The sequence below is a fragment of the Bifidobacterium asteroides genome, assembly GCF_009683175.1.
Taxonomy (GTDB): domain Bacteria; phylum Actinomycetota; class Actinomycetes; order Actinomycetales; family Bifidobacteriaceae; genus Bombiscardovia; species Bombiscardovia asteroides_H.
The window spans coordinates 115,898-140,570 of record NZ_WKKW01000002.1 but is presented as its reverse complement, the minus strand read 5'-3'; the positions used below and the strand labels follow the sequence as shown (position 1 = coordinate 140,570).

Genomic DNA, 24,673 nt, shown 5'->3' with positions numbered 1-24,673 from the left:
GTCATAGGGAGCGAACGTGTAGCTCACCGCCGTACCATGGATGTCATGACTGCAAGCAAGAGCATTCGCATGGAGGATCCGGAGCGGGAGCAGAACCCCGACCAGGGCACTGGCACGTCCGTTCTGGACCGTCCGGACACCGAGACCGCTGAGAAGACCCGGCTGAACGACCAGGGTGATGCCGACCGGTTCGCCCACTACGTCTCCCGTGAGCGCATCGCCGAGTCCAAGCTGACCGGCCGGCCTGTTGTGGCCCTCTGCGGCAAGGTCTGGGTGCCCAAGCATGACCCCTCCCAATACCCGGTCTGCCCGGACTGCAAGCGCATCTACGAGCAGATGACCGGCGGCGGCCACTGAGCGCCACTGAGTGGTCCAGGCTGCTTCAGGACCGCTTGCCCAAGGCGATACGGTCGATCATCTCCAGCTCTTCCTGGCTGAAATCGGCCGACTGGACGGCCTTGAGATTGTCCAGGATCTGCTCCGGTTTGGAGGCGCCGATGAGCACTGAGGTGACAGCAGGGTCCCTGAGCAGCCAGGCCAGAGCCATTTCTGCCAGACTCTGGCCGCGTTGGCGGGCCAGCTCGTTCAGATCCTGAATCTGCTTCAGCCGCTGGGGGGTCAGCGCGGACTCCTTGAGGAAGCGGCCGTCGGCCCGAATCCGGCTGTCCTCGGGAATCCCGTGCAGGTAGCGGTCGGTCAGCAGCCCCTGGGCCAGCGGGCTGAAGGTGATCAGCCCTTTCTTCTCTTTCATCACCGCCTCTTTGAGACCGTTGTCCTCGATGGTTCTGTCGAAGATGGAATAGCGGTTCTGGTTGATGACGAAGGGGACGTGCATCTCGGTCAGGATGGCCGCAGCCCGTGCCATGGTCGGCCCGTCGTAGTTGGACAGTCCCAGGTAGAGGGCCTTGCCGCTGGTGACCGCCTGGGCCAGGGCGCCCATGGTTTCTTCGAGAGGCGTATCCGGGTCGGGGCGGTGGTGATAGAAGATGTCCACATAGTCAAGACCCAGCCGTTTCAGGCTCTGGTCCAGTCCGGACAGCAGATGCTTGCGTGAGCCGAGGTTTCCGTAAGGGCCGGGCCACATTTCATAACCGGCCTTGGTGGAGATGACCAGCTCCTGGCGATGGTGGCTGAAGCATCGCCGCAGGATGATCCCCATGTTGCGCTCGGCGGCGCCCGGTTCAGGGCCGTAGTTGTCGGCCAGGTCAAAGTGGGTGATGCCGTGGTCGAAGGCCGTCGTGCACAGCTCCTGCATACGGTCCAGTGGTGTGGTGTCGCCGAAGTTGTGCCAGCAGCCCAGGCAGATGGGCGGCAGTTTCAGGCCGCTGTCGCCGCAGGGCCGGTAGGTTGTGGCATCGTACCGGCTCGGGTCGGGCTGGTAGGTTTCGGACTGCGTGTTCATCAGATGCTCCTCACCAGGGTGGGCAGGACCGGCTCACCCTTCATCAGACTCAGGGCGTTGATGGGCAACTCCTCAAGGGCCTTGGCCCGATGCTCCCGGGCATCCAGGACCGCCTGCCCGCCCTGGAACTCCGGCATGCTCTGGCCATGGTCCACATAGGTGACCAGCAGATCCCGCCAGTCCTGTTCAGGCGTAAAGGCTGCCAGCGCATCCTCAGCACCCGAGATGACGTGCTCGGCGTCGGCCACCCCGTTGTGGTAGGAGCGGTAGGCCAGCTTGCGTCCCGGCACCGAGGCCTTTCCCACCGACTTTTTGGCTACGGCCTGCATGACTCCGGAAGAGTTCTCGCGCTCGGTCAGTTTGTAGACCATGGCGCAGGTGGGGGCCCCCGAACCGGTGACCAGCATGGTGCCCACCCCGTAGGAGTCCACCGGGGCGTCCTGCAGGGAGGCGATGGCGTATTCATCCAGATCGTTGGTGACGGTGATGGTGGCCTTGGTGGCTCCCAGGGAGTCCAGCTGGGCGCGGACCTGCTGGGCCAGCGAGCCCAGGTCTCCGGAGTCGATGCGGACCCCGCCCAGCTTAGGTCCGGCCACCTCGACGGCCGTCCTGACGGCCTCCTCGATGGAGTAGGTGTCGGTCAGCAGGGTGGTCCCCTTGCCCAAGGCCTGGATCTGCCCCTGGAAGGCCTCGCGCTCGTTGTCATGCAGGAGGGTGAAGGAGTGGGCTGCGGTTCCAATGGCCTTGAAGCCGTATCGCTTGGCCGCCAGTAGGTTTGAGGTCCCTTGGAATCCGCCGACTATGGCCGCTCTGGCCGCCGCCACGGCCGCATATTCGTTGGCCCGGCGCGCACCCATGTCCATGCAGGGCCTGCCCTTGGCCGCGGTGACCATACGGGAGGCGGCCGAGGCCACGGCGGAGTCGTAGTTGAGTATGGACAGGATCAGGGTTTCCAGCAGGGTGCACTCGCCGAAGCCGCCTTCGACCTGCAGGATGGGGGAGTCGGGGAAGAATATCTCGCCCTCCCTGTAGCCGCGGATGGTTCCTGTGAAGCGGAAGTGCTCCAGCCAGTCGATGGTGGTCGGGCTGACGATGTGGCGGTCGGACAGGAAGCGAAGTTCATCCTCGCTGGGGTGGAAATCCGCCAGCGCATCCAGAATCCGTCCGGTGCCGGCCACCACTCCGTAGCGGCGCCCCGCCGGCAGGTGTCGGGTGTAGACCTCGAAGACGGATCGTCGCCCGGCCGTCCCGTCCTGCAGGGCGGCATCCAGCATGGTGTATTCATACATGTCGGTCATCAGAGCCGTAGAGGTTCCGGTGACCCTACTACTGTTTTCGGCGTTCATATCTTCCCCTTTGTGGGTGGAAAAGCCCTTGGTTGGCCCCCAGTCTAATCCTCTGCCGACCTACTGGCTCGCCCTGTCCTCGCAAGGTCGGGCTAAGCTGGTCCGCATGAGATTCGTCGTGGGCATCTACCGATTGCTGATCGCCTTTTTCTGCCTGGGCGGCACCTTCGAAGCCTGGCTGCTTGGGATCGGCAATAAGTGGGTCTATTTTACCTTCCAGACCAATATCGCCCTGGGTCTGGTCATGCTATGGGCTGGAGCGGCCACCCTGCTCAAGGGCATCCAGCCCCCCTCCTGGCTCAAGGGCTGCCTGACGCTCTACATCGTCATCACCGGGCTGGTGGCCATCCTGGTCCTGGGGCTGAACAGCACGGACTACAAACTGGTCCTGGGCATCAGGACCACATGGATGATTCACGTCATCAGCCCAATCATGGCAACGGTGGACTTCCTCTTGTTCGACCCTCATCGTCGCTTCCGCTGGCACAATGTGCTGACTTGGCTGATCTATTTCCCCTTCTATGTAGCCTTTGTGCTGATCAGGGCCGCCATCTGGCCTCATTCGGGACCGCAGCCGGACGGCAACCCTTATCCCTATGCCTTCTTGGACCTCGGACATCTGGGCTGGGCCCAGCTTGTGGTCAATCTGGCTGAGTACCTGGTCGTCTTCTTCGCCCTGTCACTGGTCATCTTCCTGATCGATCGCATTCTGCCGGCCAAGACACCGCTGACCATTGATCAGTAGACGGCTGACGGAATAATAAGGACCAGACCAGGGGAGCCTGGGCGGAACGGGAAAGGATCATCACTGATGGTTGCTATCAAGGACATGCTCCAGGAGGGTGCCGTACTGCGGCCTGACGGCAGGGCGGCTGATGAGTTGCGACCGGTCGTCATCACCAGGCATTGGACGGAGGCCCCCGAGGGATCGGTGCTGATCGAGTGCGGCAAGACCCGGGTCATGTGCACGGCCTCCTTCACGCCGACGCTGCCTCGTTGGCGCAAGGACTCCGGCCTGGGCTGGGTCACTGCCGAGTACGCCATGCTTCCCAGGGCCACCAGCGACCGGACTGCGCGAGAATCGGTCCGGGGAAAGGTCGGTGGCCGCACCCAGGAGATCAGCCGGCTGATAGGCCGTTGCTTGCGCGGTGTGGTGGATATGAAGGCCCTGGGCGAGAATCAGATCCAGCTTGACTGCGATGTGCTTCAGGCCGACGGCGGCACCCGTACGGCCTCGGTCACCGGCGCCTATGTGGCCATGGTCGATGCCCTCCGATGGGCCCAGGACCACCATCACATCCGCAGTGCCGACAAGGTGACCAAGGATTGCGTCTCGGCCGTCTCGGTGGGCATCATCGATGGCAAGCCCATGCTCGACCTTCCTTATCTGGAGGACAGCAGGGCCATGACCGATATGAACGTGTCGATGACCGGAGCCGGCGATTTCATCGAGATACAGGGGACGGCGGAGCATCGCCCCTTCAGCCGTCAGGAGCTCGGCCTCTTGCTGGACCTGGCATCCAAGGGGAACAAGGAGCTTCAGGCCGCTCAGCGCAAGGCTCTGGCATCTGACTGACGCCCGGAGCGGGAATTTCAGCGAGGAGGATCGGTATGGGGCAGGCCAGAAAAGTGGTTGTGGCCACGCACAACGAGGGCAAACTCAGTGAGCTTCGTCGCATCCTCGGCGGTTTCCTGGCCGATGAGGGTCAGAGGATCGAGCTGGTTTCGGCCGGCCAGTTGGGCCTGCCCGATCCGGTAGAGACGGGCACCACTTTTCAGGAGAATGCACTTCTCAAGGCTGGGCAGGCCGCTCGGGAGTCAGGTCTGCCCGCGCTGGCGGACGACTCGGGGCTGGTCGTTGATGTGATGGGCGCTGCCCCGGGAATCCTTTCGGCACGGTGGAGCGGCCGCCACGGTGATGACCAGGCCAACTTGGAGCTCTTGCTGAACCAGCTGAACGACATTCCCGACGATCACAGAGGAGGGCGGTTTGTCTGTGCTGCCGCCCTGGTCGTTCCGGATGTGCCGGGGTATGCCGTCCGGGGGTCTCAGGTGACCAGGGTCGGCGAGATGCCCGGAAGCATCATCCGCCAGGTACGAGGGGAAAACGGGTTCGGCTACGACCCGATCTTCGTGCCCCTTGATCAGCCTCGGCGCGCCAGCGGCCAGCAGCCGCTGACTTCGGCGGAAATGACCGCGGATGAAAAGAACGCCATTTCGCACAGGGGCAAGGCCCTGGCGGCCATCATGCCGATTCTCGTCAACTGGGTGCTGGGCGGCGGCCACCTTAAAGGCTGATAAATCCATATAGATTCCGTACGGTGAACGGTCGCGAAACATCAACGATCATGTTCTGAGTGCCGGTCGCACTTGAGCATGCAAGGAAACGCGAAGGTGCGATTTTTTTATCTCTATGATACAGTCTGCGGTATTGGGGACAACTTAAAAACAGAGCCGATCTGTTCTATCAGATGATTCCATCGGGATTTGGGGGTTTCGTATTGAAGCGATTGCAAGAACGGAACAATAAGGGATCACTGCATATGAACCGTTCGATCATCGCCATTCTGATAACCCTTCTGGCGACGCTGGCCATGGTTGTTCCGCTTGGGTTGAGCGCTCTTTCGGCCACTCAGGCCAATGCCATCGATGAACAGGATGAAACGGCGAGCAGGAAGCCCCTGCTCTATAGGATGATGGCCTTCAACGACAGGATCGATACCTATCAGGATGAGCTGCGCATGGACTTCATCCTGCGGGTAAAACACAACGAGTTCAAGCCGGATTGTGTCGACCTTGGTAAGGCAGACACCGGTGGTAAGTCAAATTGCAATTTATCTTTTGTATATCAGTATGTTGGTTCTGATAACCCTGCAGATTATCATCGTGTAAAGTATATAAACACTATAACTCCAGATGATTATCTTGAAAATAACAAAACTGGGTATGCATATGATGGAGCTACAGCGTGGGCTGATAATCATCTGCAGCGCTTTACTGTTCATAAGGTAATCAATTCGGGTTTATACGACTACTTGACCATATCCATCGAAGGCGACATGAACATTGCGGATAAGTCTAAAGATCCCGCAAAGTTCGTGGCTGGTGGTCACCCTGAGCCCTTGAATGTCTTTGCTATCGTTGGTGATCAGAATACCGCCCTGTCTTGCGGTAGTTCTTCGTGGGCATGGGGTACCGAAACCTGCTCAACTTTCGATCCAGCCTCCATGAGTGATTTACAGGCTCAGGATAGATATTCAAATATCACCGCGAGTTTATCGAAGGATAAACAGATGAAAGTGTATATGGGTGACTGCTTGGGTAGCGGAGGAGACGACCTGAAATGCAGCGGCCCATATTCCTGGGTTGGGTGGGACAGCAACCCATATCTCTATCGAAACCATCAGGCTAATTGGGGTATGGTGACCGATTATGGTTTTCCGGCTTATAGCGATGGTACGGTTGGAAAAATAAATGCCACAGCCCCGGGCACGGCTCCGGCACGGTCTTTCTTCGTGTATTGGATGAACTTGCGTGGTCCAGGCAACAAAACCAATGGCATATGTTCTGAGACCAGTTCCTATTACTATCAGTGGGTGGCTCTTAAGGACAGCCAGTGGGTGCCTGTTAAGGAACTGACTCCTGAGCCGGTCCTGGTGACAGGCCAGCAGCCGAGTCCCAACACTTTGACTACCACCTACGGACTGCAGGGCATGGTCAATACCAATGGCGCTTATAACGTCAATCCGACCGACCCAAAGTATGCGAATACCACCAACGTGCTTTTTGCGACTGATAAGGATGGCAATCCTATGCCTGCTCAGAAGGCTGATGGCGGGATTGATTTCAAGGAGGCCAAGGAGAAGCAGGATCTTGACGGCTATTTCAAGCTGGTGACCTGGCCTGACACCAGGAATTCTGATGGCACGGAATGTACAGCCGTCAGCCCTGAGGTGTATAGCCCCAAGAGCGCTGGTCTTGTGGGGATTGACGATAACATGTCCGCCGCGCAAAAGGATACGAATCTCTCTGCGGGTTGGACGATTGATACTGCTTTTTATAAGTATAATGTGCCGCGTCCTGATGATCCGACGATCACGAAGATCGAGAATGATGCGGATGCCGGCTTGGATGCTTCTGGGAGCGTGTATACGACCAAGCTTGACCCGGTAATCAGTGGTGAGTGCACGCCTTCCAAGGATGACAAGCATCCTAATACGGTTGTTCTGTATGGAGAGGATCCCACCAATCCGATTGCGGATGGGCAGGGCACCAATGGCGATGACCTGGTGAAAAGCTCGGACACGTGGGGGTTCAGGCTGGGGGAAGCTGTTTGCGAGACCGACACTGGCAGCAAGCAGGGAGGGTCCTGGTGGATACAGGACACCAATAAGCAGTATCCGTCGCCGGATCCCGGCAATAAGTACAACAGCTACAGGCGCTATCACGCCTGGGTGGTTGAGTCCACGTCAGGGTTCGGCCTGACCTCCTACTTCTCGAATGTTGGCACGGCTTATTTCGTCTCGGGCGAGAACGTGCCGGATGCGGCCAAGTTCTCGGTGGCGGTGCCCCATACGGTCAACGGGAGCCTGCCGGCAGGTTCGGTGGTCACGTTCAAGGGTGAGGTGTCGCCTGTGTATACGGCCTGGTCCTCGGGGAAGTTGGGGATGACTGATTCGAGGATGGTCGTTTCGATGAAGCAGAATGCTGCCTCGGGTTGGACGCCCCTGGTGACCACTCCGGCCAACACCTTCCAGAGGGATGCGGCAGTCGGCACCACGCCTTCCGTCACGGATTCCACGACAGGTCTCGCGCTGAGCCTGACCAAGACGGCGGCTTCCACCTGGTCCTGGTCGCTGGATATTCCTGCCGGCAGGTTCACCGGCTACAACGGCGACGACGAAACGCAGACTTATACCTTCCGGGTTGAGATGATCAATCCAATGAACATTCATTCAGACCCGGCGTCCATAGATCGGAAGGTCGACATGACGCCCACGGCGTTGACTTTGGAGCGGTACGACGTCTTCCAGATAGCGGGCAAAGCCTACAAGTATGTGAATGGGGATACGAAGGTTCCCGAGACCAAGGGGACCGTGGTCCATATAACCTGGCCCGGCAATAGCAGTGCGGATGTCGTTGTTGGAGACAATGGTTCATGGCAGGCGGTTCCTCCTGAGGGCATCAATCAGGGTGAGTTCTCTGCTCAGGTGCTCTCAGATGACGCTGAAGGCCCTGACGCGCAAGGCAGGTTCCAGGGTGGAAACCAGTCGGCCCCGGTGTCGCATGAGCTGGAGTTCCGTCCTTCCAACTCGGCTTTGCCTTTGACCGGTGGATGGCCGCTTTCGGTGCTCAAAATCCTGTCGCTTATAGCGTTGGGCCTGGTCGGCTTCGTGGCCTGCCTGAGGAACAGGCAGGAAAGTAGGCACTGACCCCGGCAACATTAGATAGGGCCTGCCCTCATCCTTCCAATTCCATGGAGATGAGGACAGGCCCTGTTTTTTTTAAAAAAATTCCTGCGTCGCTGCCAAAGCAGCATCCGCCCATAACTCAGACTGGCCTGGCAAAAGACAATGTAGAGCTTCTCGTCAGCTAGGTTGCTGGGCCTGCCGGGTCCAAGACCGTGGACGGCCACAAAACACCCTATCCTAATCCCGGATCACGCCTTCTACCTCTGTACGCTTTGAAGTCGTAATGGAAAAATGAAGATGCATTGTTGTGCTCTATGTGCAGTTGTCTTAATTGGGGATAAGTCAAAAGCGGAGTTGATCTGTTCTACCTGGTCTGGAGCATGATTTCATTGTGGTTTGGGGGGTATTGTATTGAGGCGTTTGCAAGAACAGAATAACAAGGGTTCACAGCACGTGAGCCGTCCGATAATTGCCGTTCTGGTAACCCTTCTGGCGACGCTGGCCATGGTTGTTCCGTTGGGGCTGAGCGCGCTTTCGGCTGGTCAGGCCAATGCCATCGATGGGCAGGACGAGACGGCCAGCAGGAAGCCGCTGCTCTATAGGATGTTGGGCTACAACAACAAGCTTGATTCCTATCAGGATGAGCTGCGTATGGATTTCATCCTGCGGGTAAAACACAACGAGTTCGACCCTTCCTGCGCCAATAGTACCGGTGGTGCCGATACCAGGGGCAGTTGTAATCTTGCCTTTGCCTATCAGTACAAGGGCTCAGAATATCCAGCATATTATCGCAGGATAAAGTATCTGAACACCATAGCTTCAGCGTCATCCTCGGATCAGCCCTGGTCCGGAGCCTACAAGTGGGCACAAAACCGTGATGAGTACTTCACCGTGCACACGATAATCAATTCCGGTTTATATGATTATCTGACCATTTCCATTGAGGGTGATCTGGCTCTTAAGAATTCTGCCGATGCGTCATATTATCAGCCTGGTGGTGCCAACGAGCCGGTGAATATCTATGCGGTTGTTGGACAGCAGAAAGGGACGCTATCCTGCCTTGTTCCTGGTAGTTCATGGAATTGGGTCGCAGGAATCAATGACTGTGCCACTTTTAACCCTGACACCATGATTAATGCGCCGGACAGGGTATCCAACATTACCTCAACTTTAACGGCAGATGGCAAGAACTTCACCCTGTATATGCAGACATGCCAGGGCACGGGTGCTGATCTTCAGTGCAGCGGCCCGTATTCCTGGGTTGGCTGGGATGGCAATCCCTTACTTTATGGAGGCAGTCAGTCCAACTGGGGCATGGTGACCGACTACGGTTTTCCTGATTACAATAGCCTTACTCTTGGGAAAATGCCGGGTTCTGATCCGGGCGTAGCTCCGCCCCGCTCTTTCTTCGCGTACTGGCTGAATGTGCGTGGCAGCACTATCTATAACCCTGATGGCATCTGTTCTGAGACCAATTCGTATTATTACCAGTGGGTGGCTCTGAAGGATAGCGAGTGGGTGCCAGTTGATGAGCTGACCCCCAAGCCGGTACTGGTGACAGGCCAGCAGCCGTCTCCCAATTCGTTGACTACCACGGTAGGCGCGGAAGTCCAAGCTAGTAGGTACTCGGCTTTCAACTTGCCCAAACAGCCGGATAATCCCAATGAGATGTTTGCCACTGACAAGGATGGCAATCCCATGCCTGCCCAGAAGGCTGATGGCTCCATCAATTTCAAGGAGGCCAAGGCAAAGCAGGGTCTTGACGGCTATTTCAAGATGGTCACCTGGCCTGTCACCACGAACCGGGATGGCAGCGCTTGTACGGTCAGTCCTGAAGTGTACAACCCTGAGCGGAAAGGTCTGGTCGGCATACGTGACGGTATGAACAGTTCGGATATAGAACGAAACCTGTCTGCTGGTTGGACGATTAATAGTGCTTTTTACAAGTATGATGTGCCTCGCCCTAAGGATCCGACGATCACCAACATCGAGAATGATGCAGATGGCAGCTTGGATGCTTCGGGGAGCGTGTATACCTCGAAGCTTGATCCGGTGATCAGTGGTGAGTGCACGCCCTCCAAAGATGCCGCGCATCCCAACAAGGTTGTTCTCTATGGGGAGGATCCCGCCAATCCCATCAGTGACGGGCAGAGCCAGAACGGCGGGGACCTGGTGAAGACCGCGGACACGTGGGGGTTCAAGCTTGGTGAAGTTGAGTGCAAGGTCGATCCCAAAAGCAAGCAGGGAGGGTCCTGGCAGATACAGGACACCAACAAGCAGTATCCTTCGCCGGATCCAGGCAACAAGTATGACGGCTACAGGCGTTATCATGCCTGGGAGATTGAAACAACCTCTGGGTTCGGTCTGACCTCCTTCTTCTCGAATGTCGGGACGGCCTATTTCGTCTCGGGGGAGAACGTGCCGGATGCGAGCAAGTTCTCGGTGACGGTGCCTCATACGGTCAACGGGAGTCTGCCGGCGAGTTCGGCGGTCACGTTCAAGGGTGTGGCATCTCCTGTGTATACGGCCTGGTCGTCGGGGAAGCTGGGGATGACCGATTCGAAGATGGCCATTTCCATGAAGCAGAACACCGCCTCGGACTGGACCAGCCTGCTGACTACTCCGGCCAACACCTTCCAGAGGGACGCGGCGGTCAATACTTCGTCAGCTGTCACGGATTCCACGACGGGCCTGACGCTTAGCTTGACCAAGACGGCGGATTCCAATTGGTCGTGGTCGCTGAACATCCCTGCCGACAAATTCAGCGGTTACAACGGCGGCGATGAGACTCAGATGTATGACTTTCAGGTTGAGATGATCAACCCGATGAACATTCGTTCGGGCCCTGCGTCCATCGAGCGGAAGGTCGACATCACACCAACCACGCTGACCTTGGAGCGGTACGACGTCTTCCAGGTGGCGGGCAAGGCCTACAAGTATGTGGACGGGGACACGAAGGTCCCCGAGACCAAGGGGACCGTGGTGCATGTGACTTGGCCTGACAATACTGGCACGGATGTGACTGTTGGGGATCAGGGCTTGTGGCAGGCGGTTCCTCCTGAGGGCGTCAATCAGGGGGAGTTCACTGCTCAGGTGCTTTCCGATGATGCCGAGAGCGCTGACCCCAAGGGCGGGTTCCAAGGCGGCAATCAGTCGGCTTCGGTGTCGCATGCGTTGGAGTTCCGTCCTTCCAACTCGGCTTTGCCGCTGACCGGCGGATGGCCGCTTTCGGTGCTCAAAATCCTGTCGCTTATGGCGTTGGGCCTGGTCGGCTTCGTGGCCTGCCTGAGGAACAGGCAGGAAAGCCGCCACTGACCCCGGCAGCATAAGGCAGGGCCTGTCCCCACCTGCAAGCAATTTGGCAGATGAGGGCAGGCCCTGCTTTTTAAAAAATCCCCGCGCTGTTGCCGTTGCCAAAGCAGCATCCGCCCCAATCCGGACCGGCCTGAAAGAAGACAACATATTGCTTCTTACCAGCTGGGTGCTGGTCCTGCATGGTCGAGAACTTGAACCGCCGCAAAACACCCGATTTGAATCCCAGATTTTGCCCTTCATTTCTGTAGCCTTGAAAAGGCAAAGAACAATTTATATGCATTGTTGTGCTCTATGTGCAGTTGCCTTAATTGGGGGTAGGTCAAAAGCAGACTTGATTTGTTCTGGAGCATGATTTCATTGTGGTTTGGGGGGTATTGTATTGAAGCGTTTGCAAGAACGGGGCGCTAAGGGTTCACAAGGTGTGAACCGTCCGATAATTGCCGTTCTGGTAACCCTTCTGGCGACGCTGGCCATGGTTGTTCCGTTGGGGCTGAGCGCACTTTCAGCCAATCAGGCCAACGCCATTGATGGGCAGGACGAAACGGCCAGCAGAAAGCCCAAACTCTATAGGATGTTGGGCTACAACAACAAGCTTGATTCCTATCAGGATGAGCTGCGCATGGACTTCATCCTGCGGGTAAAACACAACGAGTTTGACCCTTCTTGTGCCGACGCCACTTCTGGTGCCGATACCAAGGGCAATTGCAATCTGGCCTTTGTCTATCAGTACAAGGGGTCAGATGACACTTCCTTTTATCGCAGAATGAAGTATCTGAACACCATAGCCTCAGCATCATCCTCGGATCAGCCCTGGTCCGGAGCCTACAAGTGGGCGCAAAACCAAGATGAGTACTTCACTGTGCACACGATAATCAATTCCGGTTTGTATGATTATCTGACTGTTTCCATTGAGGGTGATCTGGCTCTTAAGAATTCTGCCGATGCGTCATATTACCAGCCTGGTGGGGCCAGCGAGCCGGTGAATATCTACGCGGTTGTTGGTAAACAGGACGACGCCCTATCCTGCCTTCGTCCCGGTAGTCCATGGAGCTGGAGCACCGGAATCGATAATTGTCGCAATTTTGTACCTGACACCATGATTAATGCGCCGGATAGGGTATCCAACATTACGTCAGCCTTAACGGCCAACGGCAAGAACTTCACCCTGTATATGCAAGAATGCTTGGGCACGGGTGCTGATCTTCAGTGCAGCGGCCCGTATTCTTGGGTTGGTTGGAACAGCAACCCGAATCTTTATGGAGGCAATCAGGCTAACTGGGGCATGGTGACGGATTACGGTTTTCCTGACTACAAGAGCAATGCTACTGGGCCAATCGCCGGCACTGATCCGGGCACAGCTCCGGCACGGTCGTTCTTCGTGTACTGGCTCAATGTGCGCGGCAGTACCAAAGCTAACCCTGATGGCATATGTTCTGAGACCAATTCCTACTATTACCAGTGGGTGGCTCTGAAGGATAGCGAGTGGGTGCCAGTTGATGAGCTGACCCCTGAGCCGGTCCTGGTGACAGGCCAGCAGCCGTCCCCCAATACGTTGACTACCACGGTAGGCGCGGAAGTCCAAGCTAGTAGGTATTCGGCTTTCAACTTGCCCAAACAGCCGGATAATCCCAATGAGATGTTTGCCACTGACAAGAACGGCCAGCCCATGCCTGCCCAGAAGGCTGATGGCGGGATTGATTTCAAGGAGGCCAAGGAGAAGCAGGATCTTGACGGCTATTTCAAGATGGTCACCTGGCCTGTCACCACGAACCGGGACGGCAGCGCTTGTACCGTCAGCCCTGAAGTGTACAACCCTGATCAGAAGGGCCTCGTCGGTATACGTGACGGCATGAACAGCTCGGATATAGAACGGAATATTTCAGCGGGCTGGACGATCAATAGTGCCTTCTATAAGTACGATGTGCCTCGTCCTGATGATCCGACGATTACGAAGATCGAAAACGATGCTGATGCCGGTTTGGATGCTTCGGGCAGTGTGTATACGTCGAAGCTTGATCCGGTGGTCAGTGGTGAGTGTACGCCTTCCAAGGATGCCGCGCGTCCCAACAAGGTTGTTCTCTACGGCGAGGACCCAGCCAATCCGATTGTGGAGGGGCAGGGCACGAATGGCGATGACCTGGTGAAAGGGACGGACACGTGGGGGTTCAGGCTGGGCGAGGCTGAGTGCCAGGTCGATCCCAAGAGCAAGCAGGGGGGTTCCTGGCGGATACAGGACACGAACAAGCTGTATCCGTCGCCGGATTCTGGCAACAAGTACAGCGGCTACAGGCGTTATCATGCCTGGGTGATCGAGTCCATCTCCGGATTCGGTTTGACCTCCTACTTCTCGAACATCGGGACGGCCTATTTCGTTTCGAGTGAGAACGTCCCGGATGCCAGCAAGTTCTCGGTCACGGTGCCTCATACGGTCAACGGGAGCCTGCCGGCGGATTCGGTCGTCGTGTTCAAGGGTGAGGTGTCGCCTATATATACGGCCTGGTCTTCGGGAGGGCTGGGGATGACGGATTCGAGGATGGTCGTTTCCATGAAGCAGAACACTGCCTCTGATTGGACCAGTCTGCTGACCACTCCGGCCAACACCTTCCAGCGGGATGCAGCAGCCGGCACCACGTCTTCCGTCGCGGATTCCGCAACGGGCCTTACGCTGGGCTTGACCAAGACGGCGGCTTCCACGTGGTCTTGGACGCTGAACATCCCTGCTGACAGGTTCAGCGGCTACGACGGCAGCGACGAGACACAACTGTATGATTTCCGCATTGAAATGGTCAACCCGATGAACATCCGTTCGGACCCGGCATCCATCGAGCGGAAGGTCGACATGACGTCCACCACACTGGTCTTGGAGCGGTACGACGTCTTCCAGGTGGCGGGGAAAGCCTATAAGTATGTGGACGGGGACAGGAAGGTTCCCGAGACCAAAGGCACCCTGGTGCATGTGACCTGGCCCGGCGGCAGTGGTACGGATGTCGTTGTGGGGGACCAGGGTTCGTGGCAGGCGGTTCCTCCTGAGGGCATCAACCAGGGGCAGTTCTCTGCTCAGGTGCTTTCCGACGATGCCGAGAGCCCTGACGCCCAGGGCCGGTTCCAGGGCGGGAACCAGTCGGCCTCGGTGTCGCATGAGTTGGAGTTCCGTCCTTCCAACTCGGCTTTGCCTCTTACTGGCGGATGGCCGCTTTCCGTGCTCAAAATCCTGCTGCTGATAGCCCTCGGCCTGGCCGGCTTCGTGGCCTGCCTGAGGAACAGGCAGGAAAGCCGGCACTGACCCCGGCAGCATCAGACAGGATCCGCCCCCGCCCCATGAAGTTGAGAGGATGAGTGGGGCCCTGCCGTTGCCAGTCACCCGCACCCCTAACTCAGACTGTTCTTAGTCAAGACTAAGGACGGTCGCGAAACACCCTTTCTGAATCCCAGATCACGCTTTCAGTCTCGGTACTCTTAAAGCATGTAAAGGGGACAAGAAGATGCCATAAGTGAGGATACGGTACTTGTGCTCCAGGGTTTCGTGGCCTGCACCGGGGACCAATCAAGCGTGCAGTCCATCTGATTCTGGAGATGGTTGCATTGAGGTGTGGGGGGTAGCGTGTTGAACCGATTGCAAGAAGGGGTCAATGAGGGTCCACGGCATGTGGATCGCCCTATAGTGGCTGTTTTGATAACCCTTTTGGCGACGCTGGCCATGGTTGTTCCGCTAGGGCTGAGCGCGCTTTCGGCCAATCAGGCCAATGCCATCGATGGGCAGGGCGGGACGGCCAGCAGGAAGCCTCTGCTCTATAAGATGCTGGCCTATAACGACAAGATTGATTCATACCAGGATGAGCTGCGGATGGACTTCATCCTGCGCGTGAAGCACAACGATTTCAATCCGCAATGCGTTCCGATGCGTGATACTTCTCCCTATGATTCAGTAAAGTGCAATCTGTCTTTCGCATATCAATATGAAGGAGCGCAAAGTCCGTCCCACTATACCCGGATTCGGTACCTGAATACTATTTCAACAAATCCCAACGACCCCACTGGCGGTGCTGAGCAATGGGCGGAAAATGAGGAGCAGTTCTTTACGGTTCATAAAGTGATCAACTCTGGTTTATATGATTTCCTGGCTGTATCCATAGAGGGTGATTTGTCCTACATGGATACCTCCTTGGATCCGAAATATTATGTGACTGGCGGTTATCCGGAGCCTTTGAACGTCTTCGCAATTGTTGGTCAACAAAACAATACGCTCTCGTGTGGAGGTTCTCCATGGGACTACACCACGAATGACTGCACATCCTTCGATCCGAGCTCTATCGGCAGCAACGTCCAAGACAGGGTCGCCAATATCACTGCAGACCAGGGTAAGGGCATCAAGCTTTACATGGGCAACTGCCTAGGTAACAGTCCCCACCCTCAGTGCAGCGGACCTGCTTCTTGGGTTGGCTGGAATGGTAATCCCCCTCTTTATGGTGGTCACCAGGCCAATTGGGGCATGGTAACGGATTATGGATTTCCTATAGGAGCCAATCCGGTTCCAGGAGTAGCGCCCCCCAAGTCCTTCTTTGTATACTGGTTCAATTTGCGTGGAAATAACAGCGCTGGTGGAATATGTTCCACGACCAACTCCTATTACTACCAATGGGTGGCGCAGAAGAATAGCCAATGGGTGCCTGTCGATGCGCTGACGCCTAAACCGGTGCTCGTAACTGGTCAGAAGCCAGCAGTAAACGGCTTGACCAATTCCTGGGGTCTTCAATATCAGGTCAATGACAATACGGCTTACAACGTCGATCCGACTGACCCAAAGTATGCGAATACCACCAACGTGCTTTTTGCGACTGATAAGGATGGCCAGCCTATGCCTGCCCAGAAGGCTGATGGCGGGATTGATTTCAAAGAGGCCAAGGAGAAGCAGGATCTTGACGGTTATTTCAAACTAGTTACTTGGCCTGTCACTACTAATGCCGATGGCACCCAGTGCAAGCCGACGGCAAGCACTCCTGAAGTCACCACTAAGATATATGACCCTCAACAGGATAGCCTTGTTGGGATAACAGACGATATGTCTACAGCCCAGAAAAACACGAATCTGGATGCAGGATGGGCTATCGATACTGCCTTCTATAAGTATGATGTGCCTCGTCCCGATGATCCGACCATCACCAACATTCAGAATGACACCGATGGCTCCTTGAATGCCTCAGGAAGCGTCTATACCGGCAAGCTTGATCCGGTGGTCAGCGGTGAGTGCACTCCCTCCAAAGATGACACACATCCCAACACGGTTACCTTGTTCGGAGAGGATCCCGGCAATCCCTTCAAAGAGGGGCAGAGCAAGAGCAGTGACGATCTGGTGAAAAGCTCGGACTCCTGGGGGTTCAAGCTGGGAGAGACCGTATGCAAGGTCGATCCCAAGAGCAAGCAGGGGGGTTCCTGGCAGATACAGGACACCAATAAACAGTATCCGTCGCCGGATCCCGGCAACAAGTACAACGGTTACAGGCGCTATCATGCCTGGGTGACTGAGTCCGCCTCCGGGTTCGGCTTGACCTCCTTCTTCTCGAATATAGGCACAGCCTATTTCGTCTCCAACGAAAATGCTCCGGACGGCAAGCTCTCTGTCACAGTCCCCCATACGAAAAACGGGATTCTGCCGGCGAACTCGGTCGTCACTGTCAAGGGGACTGTTTCACCTATATATACAGCCTGGTCCTCGGGAGGGCTGGGGATGACTGATTCCAAGATGGCCGTTTCCATGAAGCAGAACACTGCTTCGGATTGGACGCCCTTGCTGACCACTCCGGCCAATACCTTCCAGAGGGATGCAGCAGTCGGCACCAAGTCTTCCGCCACGAACCCCACATCGGGCTCTGTGCTTAATATTGTCAAGACGACGGCTTCCACCTGGTCCTGGACCTTGAACATACCCGCTGACAAGTTCACCGGCTACAACGGTGATGACGAGACAGAGAAGTATACCTTCCAGGTCAAGATGATCAACCCTCTGAATGTCCCTTCGGATCCGGCTTCCATCAACCGGACGGTCGACATGACGCCAACTACTCTGGCCTTGCAGCGGTACGATGTCTTCCAAGTGGCGGGCAAGGCCTATAAGTATGTCAACGGCAACACTAGGGTTCCTGAGACCAAAGGCACCATGGTCCATATAACCTGGCCCGGCAATAGCAGCACCGATGTCGCCGTGGGAGACCAGGGTTCATGGCAGGCGACTCCGCCTGAGGGCATCAATCAGGGGCGATTCACCGCTCAGGTTGCCTCCGATGATGCCGAAAGCACTGATCCTCAAAGTGGCAACTTCAAGGGAGGAAACGAGTCAACAGCGGTGTCGCATGCACTGGAATTCCGGCCGTCTAATTCTGCCCTACCCTTCGCTTGAGGATGGCCGCTTTCCGTGCTCAAGATCCTGTTGATGCTGATACTGGGCCTGGCCGGCTTTGTGGCCTGCCTGAGGAACAGGCAGGAGAGCCGATACTGATTCTCCGTCGGGCATAAGGCAGGGCCTGTGCTCATCTCCAAGGAATTTGGGGGTGAGGGCAGGCCCTGCTTGTGTTTCCTGTGAATGAGATTGGACTCGTGCCCATACGTCTGAAGCCCACTGGTGGAAGAGTCGCTTGACAGAAACGAACTGTCGACCTTTCCGTGACAAAGTGGCCTCCACCTCCAACCCAGACCAGCCAGATGAAGACCATAAACTGCTGCGCAATACCGGTCGTGACACACCCTATCGGAATCCCGGCTAATGGTTGAAATTCCAGTGCTCGTGGAGCATGTATGGAAAAAGCGAAGATGCTATTTTTTTATCTCTATGATAGAGTCGAAGCAATTGGGGACAGATTAAAAGAGCAAAATCTAGCCATTTTAAAGCATGATTGTATCTTGATTTTGGGGGTATTGTATTGAAGCGATTACAGGAACGGATCGCCAAGGGTCCGCAGCATGCGAGCCGTCCGATCATCGCCGTTCTGGTAACCCTTCTGGCGACTGTGGCCATGGTTGTTCCGTTGGGGCTGAGCGCCCTTTCGGCCAATCGGGCCAATGCCGTCGATAAACAGGACGAAACGGCCAGCAGAAAACCCCTGCTCTATAGGATGATGGCCTTCAACGACAGGATCGATGCCTACCAGGATGAGCTGCGCATGGACTTCATCCTGCGCGTGAAGCACAATGAATTTAAGCCGGATTGCGTCGGTGTTGGTGGGACTGATACCAAAAATCCGTCACAATGCAATTTGTCTTTCATATATCAGTTTGTTGGTTCTGAAAATCCTGACTATTACAGACGCGTACGGTATATGAACACTATTACCCCGGATGATTACGTAGACAGCAATAAAAATGCCAACGCTTATGATGGCGCCCTAGCCTGGGCCAGGAATCAGGATGAGTTCTTCACCGTTCACAAGATCATCAATTCTGGTTTGTATGACTACCTGACCATATCCATTGAGGGTGATATGAACATTAAGGATAAGTCTCCAGATCCCGCAAAATTTGCGGTTGGCGGTCACCCTGAGCCCTTGAATGTCTTTGCCATCGTTGGTGACCAGAATACCGCCCTGTCTTGCGGCAATTCTTCCTGGTCCTGGACTACCGATAACTGTAAAAATTTTGATCCGGCTTCCATGAGTGATTTACAGGCTCAGGATAGATATTCAAATATCACAGCGAGCATGTCCCAGGATAAACAGATGAAAGTTTATATGGGTTACTGCTTGGACAGCAAAGAGGATATGAAGTGCAGTGGCCCGTATTCCTGGGTCGGTTGGGACTACAATCCAAATCTCTACCAAAACAATCAGGCTAATTGGGGCATGGTGACGGATTACGGTTTTCCTGATTATAAGAGCAATGTTACTGGGCCAATCGCCGGTACTGCTCCGGGCACAGCACCGGCACGGTCTTTCTTCGTATACTGGCTGAATCCGCGTGGCAGTACAAATGACAATCCTGATGGCATATGTTCTGAGACCAATTCGTATTATTACCAGTGGGTGGCTCTGAAGGATAGCGAGTGGGTGCCTGTCGATGAGCTGACCCCCGAGCCGGTCCTGGTGACAGGCCAGCAGCCGTCCCCCAATACGGCGACTACCACGACCAGCAAGGCGGCCCAAGTCAGCAAGTATTCCGCTTTCAACGTGAGTCCAAAGGATCCTCAATATCTCGACAACCCCAACGTGCTGTTTGCCACTGACAAGGATGGCAATCCCATGCCTGCCCAGAAGGCTGACGGCGGGATTGATTTCAAGGTGGCCAAGGAGAAGCAGGATCTTGATGGCTATTTCAAGATGGTCACCTGGCCTGTTACCACCAATCGGGACGGCAGCGCTTGCACCGTAAGTCCTGAAGTGTACGACCCCAAGAGCGCTGGTCTTGTAGGGATAAACGATGGTATGTCCGCCGTGGAGAAGGATACGAATATTTCTGCGGGCTGGACAATCAACAGTGCCTTCTATAAGTATGATGTGCCTCGCCCCGATGATCCGACAATCACCAAGATCGAAAATGACGCCGACAGCGCTTTGGATGCTTCGGGGAGCGTGTATACGACCAAGCTTGATCCGGTAATCAGCGGTGAGTGTACGCCCTCCAAGGATCCTGCGCGTCCCAACAAGGTCGTTCTCTACGGCGAGGATCCCAATAATCCTATTGCGGAGGGGCAGGGCACGAATGGCGATGATCTGGTGAAAAGCTCGGACACATGGGGATTCAGGTTGGGCGAAACCGCATGCGAGGTCGACACCGGTAGCAAGCAGGGGGGTTCCTGGCGGATACACGACACGAACAAGCTGTATCCGTCCCCGGATCCGGGCAACAAGTACAGCGGCTACAGACGTTATCATGCCTGGGTAACTGAGTCTATCTCCGGGTTCGGCCTGACCTCCTTCTTCTCGAATATCGGCACGGCTTATTTCGTCTCAGGCGAGAACGTCCCGGATGCGAGCAAGTTCTCGGTCACCGTGCCCCACACGGTAAACGGGAGTCTCCCGGCGGATTCGGTGGTCACATTCAAGGGTGAGGTGTCGCCCGTGTATACGGCCTGGTCCTCGGGAGGGCTGGGGATGACGGATTCAAGGATGGCTGTTTCCATGAAGCAGAATGCTGACTCGGACTGGACGCCCCTGGTGACCACCTCGGCCAACACCTTCCAGAGGGATGCGGCGGTCAGCACTGTGTCTTCCGTCGCGGATTCCGCGACAGGTCTTATGCTGGGCTTGACCAAGACGGCGGATTCCACCTGGTCCTGGTCGCTGGATATTCCTGCTGACAAGTTCGCTGGCTACAACGGCAGCGACGAGACGCAGACCTATACCTTCCAGGTTGAGATGATCAACCCGATGAACCTCCGATCGAATCCGGCATCCATCGAGCGCAAGGTCGACATGACGTCCACCACACTGGTCTTGGAGCGGTACGACGTCTTCCAGGTGGCTGGCAAAGCCTACAAGTACGTGGACGGGGACAGGAAGGTTCCCGAGACCAAGGGGACCGCTGTCCGGATAACCTGGCCTGGAAGTGGCAACAACAGCACTGATGTCATTGTGGGGGACCAGGGTTCATGGCAGGCGACTCCGCCCGAGGGTGTCAACCAGGGTGAGTTTACTGCTCAGGTGCTTTCCGACGATGCCGAGGGCCCTGATGCCCAAGGCAGGTTCCAGGGCGGAAACCAGTCGGCCCCGGTGTCGCATGAGCTGGAGTTCCGTCCTTCCAACTCGGCTTTGCCTTTGACCGGTGGATGGCCGCTTTCGGTGCTCAGGATCCTGTCGCTTATGGCGTTGGGCCTGGTCGGCTTTGTGGCCTGTCTGAGAAACAAGCAGGAAAGCCGGCACTGACCACGGCAGCATCAGACAGGGCCTGTTCTTGCAGGCCCTGTTCTTAATTCCCGTGCGCGAGATGGGACTCGAACCCACACGTCCGAAGACACAGGAACCTAAATCCTGCGCGGCTACCATTACGCCACTCGCGCGTACGACATGCCCTGCTGTTGAAAAGGCAGCTGGAGAAAGAGCCACTTGACAGAATCGAACTGTCGACCTTCTCATTACGAGTGAGACGCTCTGCCAACTGAGCTAAAGTGGCCTTCGCCTCCCGTCCGGACCCGCCGGAAGAAGACAACATGCTACATCATACTGGATGCGCGCGATAAAAACGCCTTGAGCTTCGGGCCAAGGGTGTACAAGCTTCTTGACACAATGGAGGGCATGGATCTCAATGATTTCTATGCCGTCATTCCGGCCGGTGGCGTGGGTACCCGGCTCTGGCCATTGAGCCGCCAGGACCGGCCCAAGTTCCTCTACGATCTGTTGGGATCAGGCAGAACAATGATCCAGGGCACCTTTGACCGGCTGGCTGGCATCTGCGGGACCGATCATGTGGTCGTCTCCACTGGCCAGCGGCATGTGGATCAGGTGCGTCAGCAGCTTCCTGATCTGGCTGAGGACGCGCTCTTCGCCGAGCCTGTTCCTCGCGATTCCACGGCGGCCATTGCCCTGGCTACTGCTGTGCTGGCACAGCGGCACGGCGGGGAAATCATCGTGGGCTCCTTCGCCGCCGACCACGTCATCCGAGACGACAAGGCGTTTGCGGCCTCAGTGGGGCAGGCGGTGGCAGCGGCCCGAGCCGGGTATGTGACCACCATCGGTATCGCAGCATCCCGTCCTTCAACAGCTTTCGGCTACATCCACCAAGGCCCCTCCCTGGCCGATCGCATTCCCGGTGCTCCTGATGCCCGCCTGGTCAGCGAATTCGTCGAGAAACCGGATGCCTCCACGGCACAGGCCTACCTGTCCACAGGAGAGTATCGCTGGAATGCCGGCATGTTCGTCATGCAGGCGCAGGTGCTCCTGGACTGCCTTCGTCGTTACAAGCCGGAGCTCCACGCCGCCGTCATGGCCATCGCCCATGTCTGGGATCAGGGTGGGCAGGCCCGTAGCCAGGCTATGGAGGAGCATTGGCCGGGCATCGAGAAGATTGCCTTTGACTATGCCGTGGCCGAGCCCCTATCGGCGGCCGGCGGCGTGGCGGTTGTTCCCGGGGGTTTCGATTGGGATGACATCGGCGACTTCAATTCAGTGGCGGGTCTGCTGCCGTCCTCCAACAGGCGCAACATCAAGATTCTTGGGGATGCCGACCGGGTCATGTATCTGGATTCCGCTGGAGACATGGTCGTGCCAGGCTCCGAACGCACGGTCGCCCTTCTCGGTGTGGATGACATGATTGTCGTCGACACTCCCGACGCGCTCCTGGTGGCCCCCCGGGCCCGCAGTCAGGAAGTCAAGGACATGGTGGCCAAGCTGGCCCAGTACGGCTGTGACGACATACTCTGAGAGCAATCCGGATCGGTTAAGAAGATTGACCGATTTTGTTGTCTTCTGTCTGCTTTTGTGAGTAGTTTGGGTTACAGAACCGGGTGCTCGTCAGACCGGGCATCACCTCATGAAAGGACCCGAACAACCATGGCCATCAATCCTCCAGTGGACGCTACCAGCACCAAGGCCTGGGCGGCCTTGCACCAGCACTTCGACGACATGCAGCGCCAGGGGATCGATCTGCGCGCATGGTTCGCCAAGGACCCCCAGCGCACCGAAAAGCTCAGCTTCGAGCTGGGTGATCTCTATATTGACCTGTCCAAGAACCTGATTCAGCCCGAGACCCTGTCCCTGCTGGCCCAGCTGGGCCGCGAGGTCGGCCTTGAGGAGCGGATCGAGGCCATGTTCAACGGCGAGCACATCAACAACACCGAAGACAGGGCCGTCCTGCACACAGCGCTGCGCCGCCCGGAGGAGGACCGCGGCCGGCTGATGGTGGACGGCCAGGATGTGGTGGGTGACGTCCGCGACACACTCAAGCGCATCTACGCCTTTGCCGACCAGGTCCGTTCGGGCAGCTGGACCGGTCTGACCGGCAAGCGGATCACCACTGTGGTCAACATCGGCATCGGCGGCTCCGACCTTGGCCCGGTCATGGCCTATGAGGCCCTGAAGCCTTATGCGGATGCCGGCATCAGCGCCCGCTACATCTCCAACATCGACCCCAACGACCTGGCCGAGAAGACGCGTGATCTGGATCCGGAGACCACACTCTTCATCATCGTCTCCAAGACCTTCACCACCCTGGAGACCCTGACCAACGCCCGTCAGGCCCGCGCCTGGCTCCTGAAGAGCCTGGGGGAGCGTGGCCTGCTGTCCAAGGACGGCGAGGACCTTTCGGCCGAGGCCATCCGCCGGCATTTCATCGCCGTCTCGACCGCCCTGGACAAGGTGCGCGACTTCGGCATCGATCCGGACAACGTCTTCGGCTTCTGGAACTGGGTCGGTGGCCGGTACTCGGTGGATTCCGCCGTGGGCACCTCCCTGGCCATCACCATCGGCCCGGACCGCTTCGAGGAGTTCCTCAAGGGCTTCAACACCGTCGACCGCTACTTCCGCGCCACCCCTCTGGATCGGAACGTGGTGGCCCTGATGGGTCTGCTCAACGTCTGGTATGTCAACTTCTTCGGCGCCCACTCGCACGCTGTGCTGCCCTATGACCAGTATTTGCACCGCTTCCCGGCCTACCTGCAGCAGCTGACCATGGAGTCCAACGGCAAGTCCGTGCGCTGGGATGGCACCCCGGTGACCAGTCTGACCGGCGAAATCTTCTGGGGGGAGCCCGGCACCAATGGCCAGCACGCCTTCTACCAGCTGATCCACCAGGGCACCCGTCTGATCCCTGCCGACTTCATCGCCTTCGCCAACACTCCCAACCCGGCCAAGGACGGCGACCAGGACGTGCACGAGCTCTTCCTGGCCAACTTCCTGGCGCAGACCAAGGCATTGGCCTTCGGTAAGACCGCCGATGAGGTCCGAGCCGAGGGCACTCCGGAGGCCATCGTCCCTGCCCGGGTCTTCACCGGCAACCGGCCCACCACTTCCATCTTCGGTGATGCGCTGACCCCGGCCGCCCTGGGCGAGCTGATCGCCCTCTATGAGCACATCACGCTGACCGAGGGCACGGTCTGGGGCATTGATTCCTTTGACCAGTGGGGTGTTGAGCTGGGTAAGAAGCTGGCCCGCGAAATCACCCCGGCCATCTCCCGGGATGACCAGGCGCTGGCCGAGCAGGACCAGTCCACCAAATCCCTGATCGCCTTCTACAGGGCCCACCGCCGCTGATGTCCGGCCGGGCCCTTGCAGGTCCGGCTC

Annotated in this window: 14 protein-coding genes and 2 tRNA genes; 12 read left to right on the top strand and 4 right to left on the bottom strand. The window is 57.1% G+C overall.

Translation table 11 applies throughout. The features are described 5' to 3' along the window. Nucleotides 1-45 precede the first annotated feature (45 nt). Nucleotides 46-357, top strand: a complete 312-nt coding sequence (locus GKC41_RS04585; protein WP_229281627.1) for a DUF3039 domain-containing protein — start codon at nucleotides 46-48, stop codon at nucleotides 355-357. 25 nt (nucleotides 358-382) lie between these two features. Here the strand turns inward: GKC41_RS04585 and GKC41_RS04580 are convergent, their stop codons facing one another. After that, entirely contained in the window at nucleotides 383-1,402 is a 1,020-nt protein-coding gene (locus GKC41_RS04580; RefSeq protein ID WP_154313168.1) for an aldo/keto reductase, read from the bottom strand. Then, nucleotides 1,402-2,748, bottom strand: coding sequence for a nicotinate phosphoribosyltransferase (locus GKC41_RS04575; RefSeq protein ID WP_154313167.1), 1,347 nt, complete (start codon nucleotides 2,746-2,748; stop codon nucleotides 1,402-1,404). The genes GKC41_RS04580 and GKC41_RS04575 overlap by 1 nt, the downstream gene beginning before the upstream one ends. 106 nt (nucleotides 2,749-2,854) lie before the next feature. On the opposite strand from GKC41_RS04575, the gene GKC41_RS04570 reads away from it, so the two are divergent. The 9 genes from GKC41_RS04570 (at nucleotide 2,855) to GKC41_RS08805 (ending at nucleotide 21,322) form a co-directional block, all read left to right on the top strand. Further along, nucleotides 2,855-3,493 (top strand): Pr6Pr family membrane protein, encoded by a 639-nt coding sequence (locus tag GKC41_RS04570; RefSeq protein ID WP_195760166.1) that lies wholly within the window; start codon nucleotides 2,855-2,857, stop codon nucleotides 3,491-3,493. 66 nt (nucleotides 3,494-3,559) lie between these two features. Further along, the gene (gene rph, locus GKC41_RS04565; RefSeq protein ID WP_045935052.1) at nucleotides 3,560-4,324 is read left to right on the top strand and encodes a ribonuclease PH; all 765 of its coding nucleotides are present in this window, start codon (nucleotides 3,560-3,562) and stop codon (nucleotides 4,322-4,324) included. Nucleotides 4,325-4,359: 35 nt separating this feature from the next. Further along, entirely contained in the window at nucleotides 4,360-5,046 is a 687-nt protein-coding gene (gene rdgB / locus GKC41_RS04560) for an RdgB/HAM1 family non-canonical purine NTP pyrophosphatase (protein ID WP_154313165.1), read from the top strand. Nucleotides 5,047-5,219: 173 nt separating this feature from the next. Then, complete coding sequence (locus GKC41_RS04555) at nucleotides 5,220-8,180, top strand: hypothetical protein (protein WP_154313164.1); 2,961 nt, start codon at nucleotides 5,220-5,222, stop codon at nucleotides 8,178-8,180. A 432-nt stretch (nucleotides 8,181-8,612) separates the two neighbouring features. Next, nucleotides 8,613-11,474 carry a hypothetical protein gene (locus GKC41_RS04550; RefSeq protein WP_324612043.1) on the top strand — a complete coding sequence of 954 codons (2,862 nt, stop codon included), beginning with the start codon at nucleotides 8,613-8,615 and terminating at the stop codon, nucleotides 11,472-11,474. A 421-nt stretch (nucleotides 11,475-11,895) separates the two neighbouring features. Then, complete coding sequence (locus GKC41_RS04545) at nucleotides 11,896-14,757, top strand: hypothetical protein (protein ID WP_324612042.1); 2,862 nt, start codon at nucleotides 11,896-11,898, stop codon at nucleotides 14,755-14,757. A 561-nt stretch (nucleotides 14,758-15,318) separates the two neighbouring features. Next, nucleotides 15,319-17,868, top strand: a complete 2,550-nt coding sequence (locus tag GKC41_RS04540; protein ID WP_229281626.1) for a hypothetical protein — start codon at nucleotides 15,319-15,321, stop codon at nucleotides 17,866-17,868. A 395-nt stretch (nucleotides 17,869-18,263) separates the two neighbouring features. Further along, nucleotides 18,264-18,392 carry a hypothetical protein gene (locus tag GKC41_RS08955; RefSeq protein ID WP_267872848.1) on the top strand — a complete coding sequence of 43 codons (129 nt, stop codon included), beginning with the start codon at nucleotides 18,264-18,266 and terminating at the stop codon, nucleotides 18,390-18,392. Between the two features lie 1,091 nt (nucleotides 18,393-19,483). Continuing rightward, nucleotides 19,484-21,322: a hypothetical protein gene (locus GKC41_RS08805; protein WP_229281625.1), complete on the top strand. Its 1,839-nt coding sequence runs from the start codon at nucleotides 19,484-19,486 to the stop codon at nucleotides 21,320-21,322. A 53-nt stretch (nucleotides 21,323-21,375) separates the two neighbouring features. Here GKC41_RS08805 and GKC41_RS04530 read toward each other — a convergent pair. Both GKC41_RS04530 and GKC41_RS04525 read right to left on the bottom strand, forming a co-directional pair. Beyond that, nucleotides 21,376-21,456: transfer RNA gene (locus GKC41_RS04530), tRNA-Leu, on the bottom strand. Between the two features lie 40 nt (nucleotides 21,457-21,496). Next, a tRNA-Thr gene (locus GKC41_RS04525) sits at nucleotides 21,497-21,569 on the bottom strand. Between the two features lie 122 nt (nucleotides 21,570-21,691). On the opposite strand from GKC41_RS04525, the gene GKC41_RS04520 reads away from it, so the two are divergent. Both GKC41_RS04520 and pgi read left to right on the top strand, forming a co-directional pair. Further along, nucleotides 21,692-22,816 (top strand): mannose-1-phosphate guanylyltransferase, encoded by a 1,125-nt coding sequence (locus GKC41_RS04520; RefSeq protein WP_154313160.1) that lies wholly within the window; start codon nucleotides 21,692-21,694, stop codon nucleotides 22,814-22,816. Between the two features lie 129 nt (nucleotides 22,817-22,945). Then, nucleotides 22,946-24,643, top strand: coding sequence for a glucose-6-phosphate isomerase (gene pgi / locus GKC41_RS04515; RefSeq protein WP_029677744.1), 1,698 nt, complete (start codon nucleotides 22,946-22,948; stop codon nucleotides 24,641-24,643). Nucleotides 24,644-24,673 lie beyond the last annotated feature (30 nt).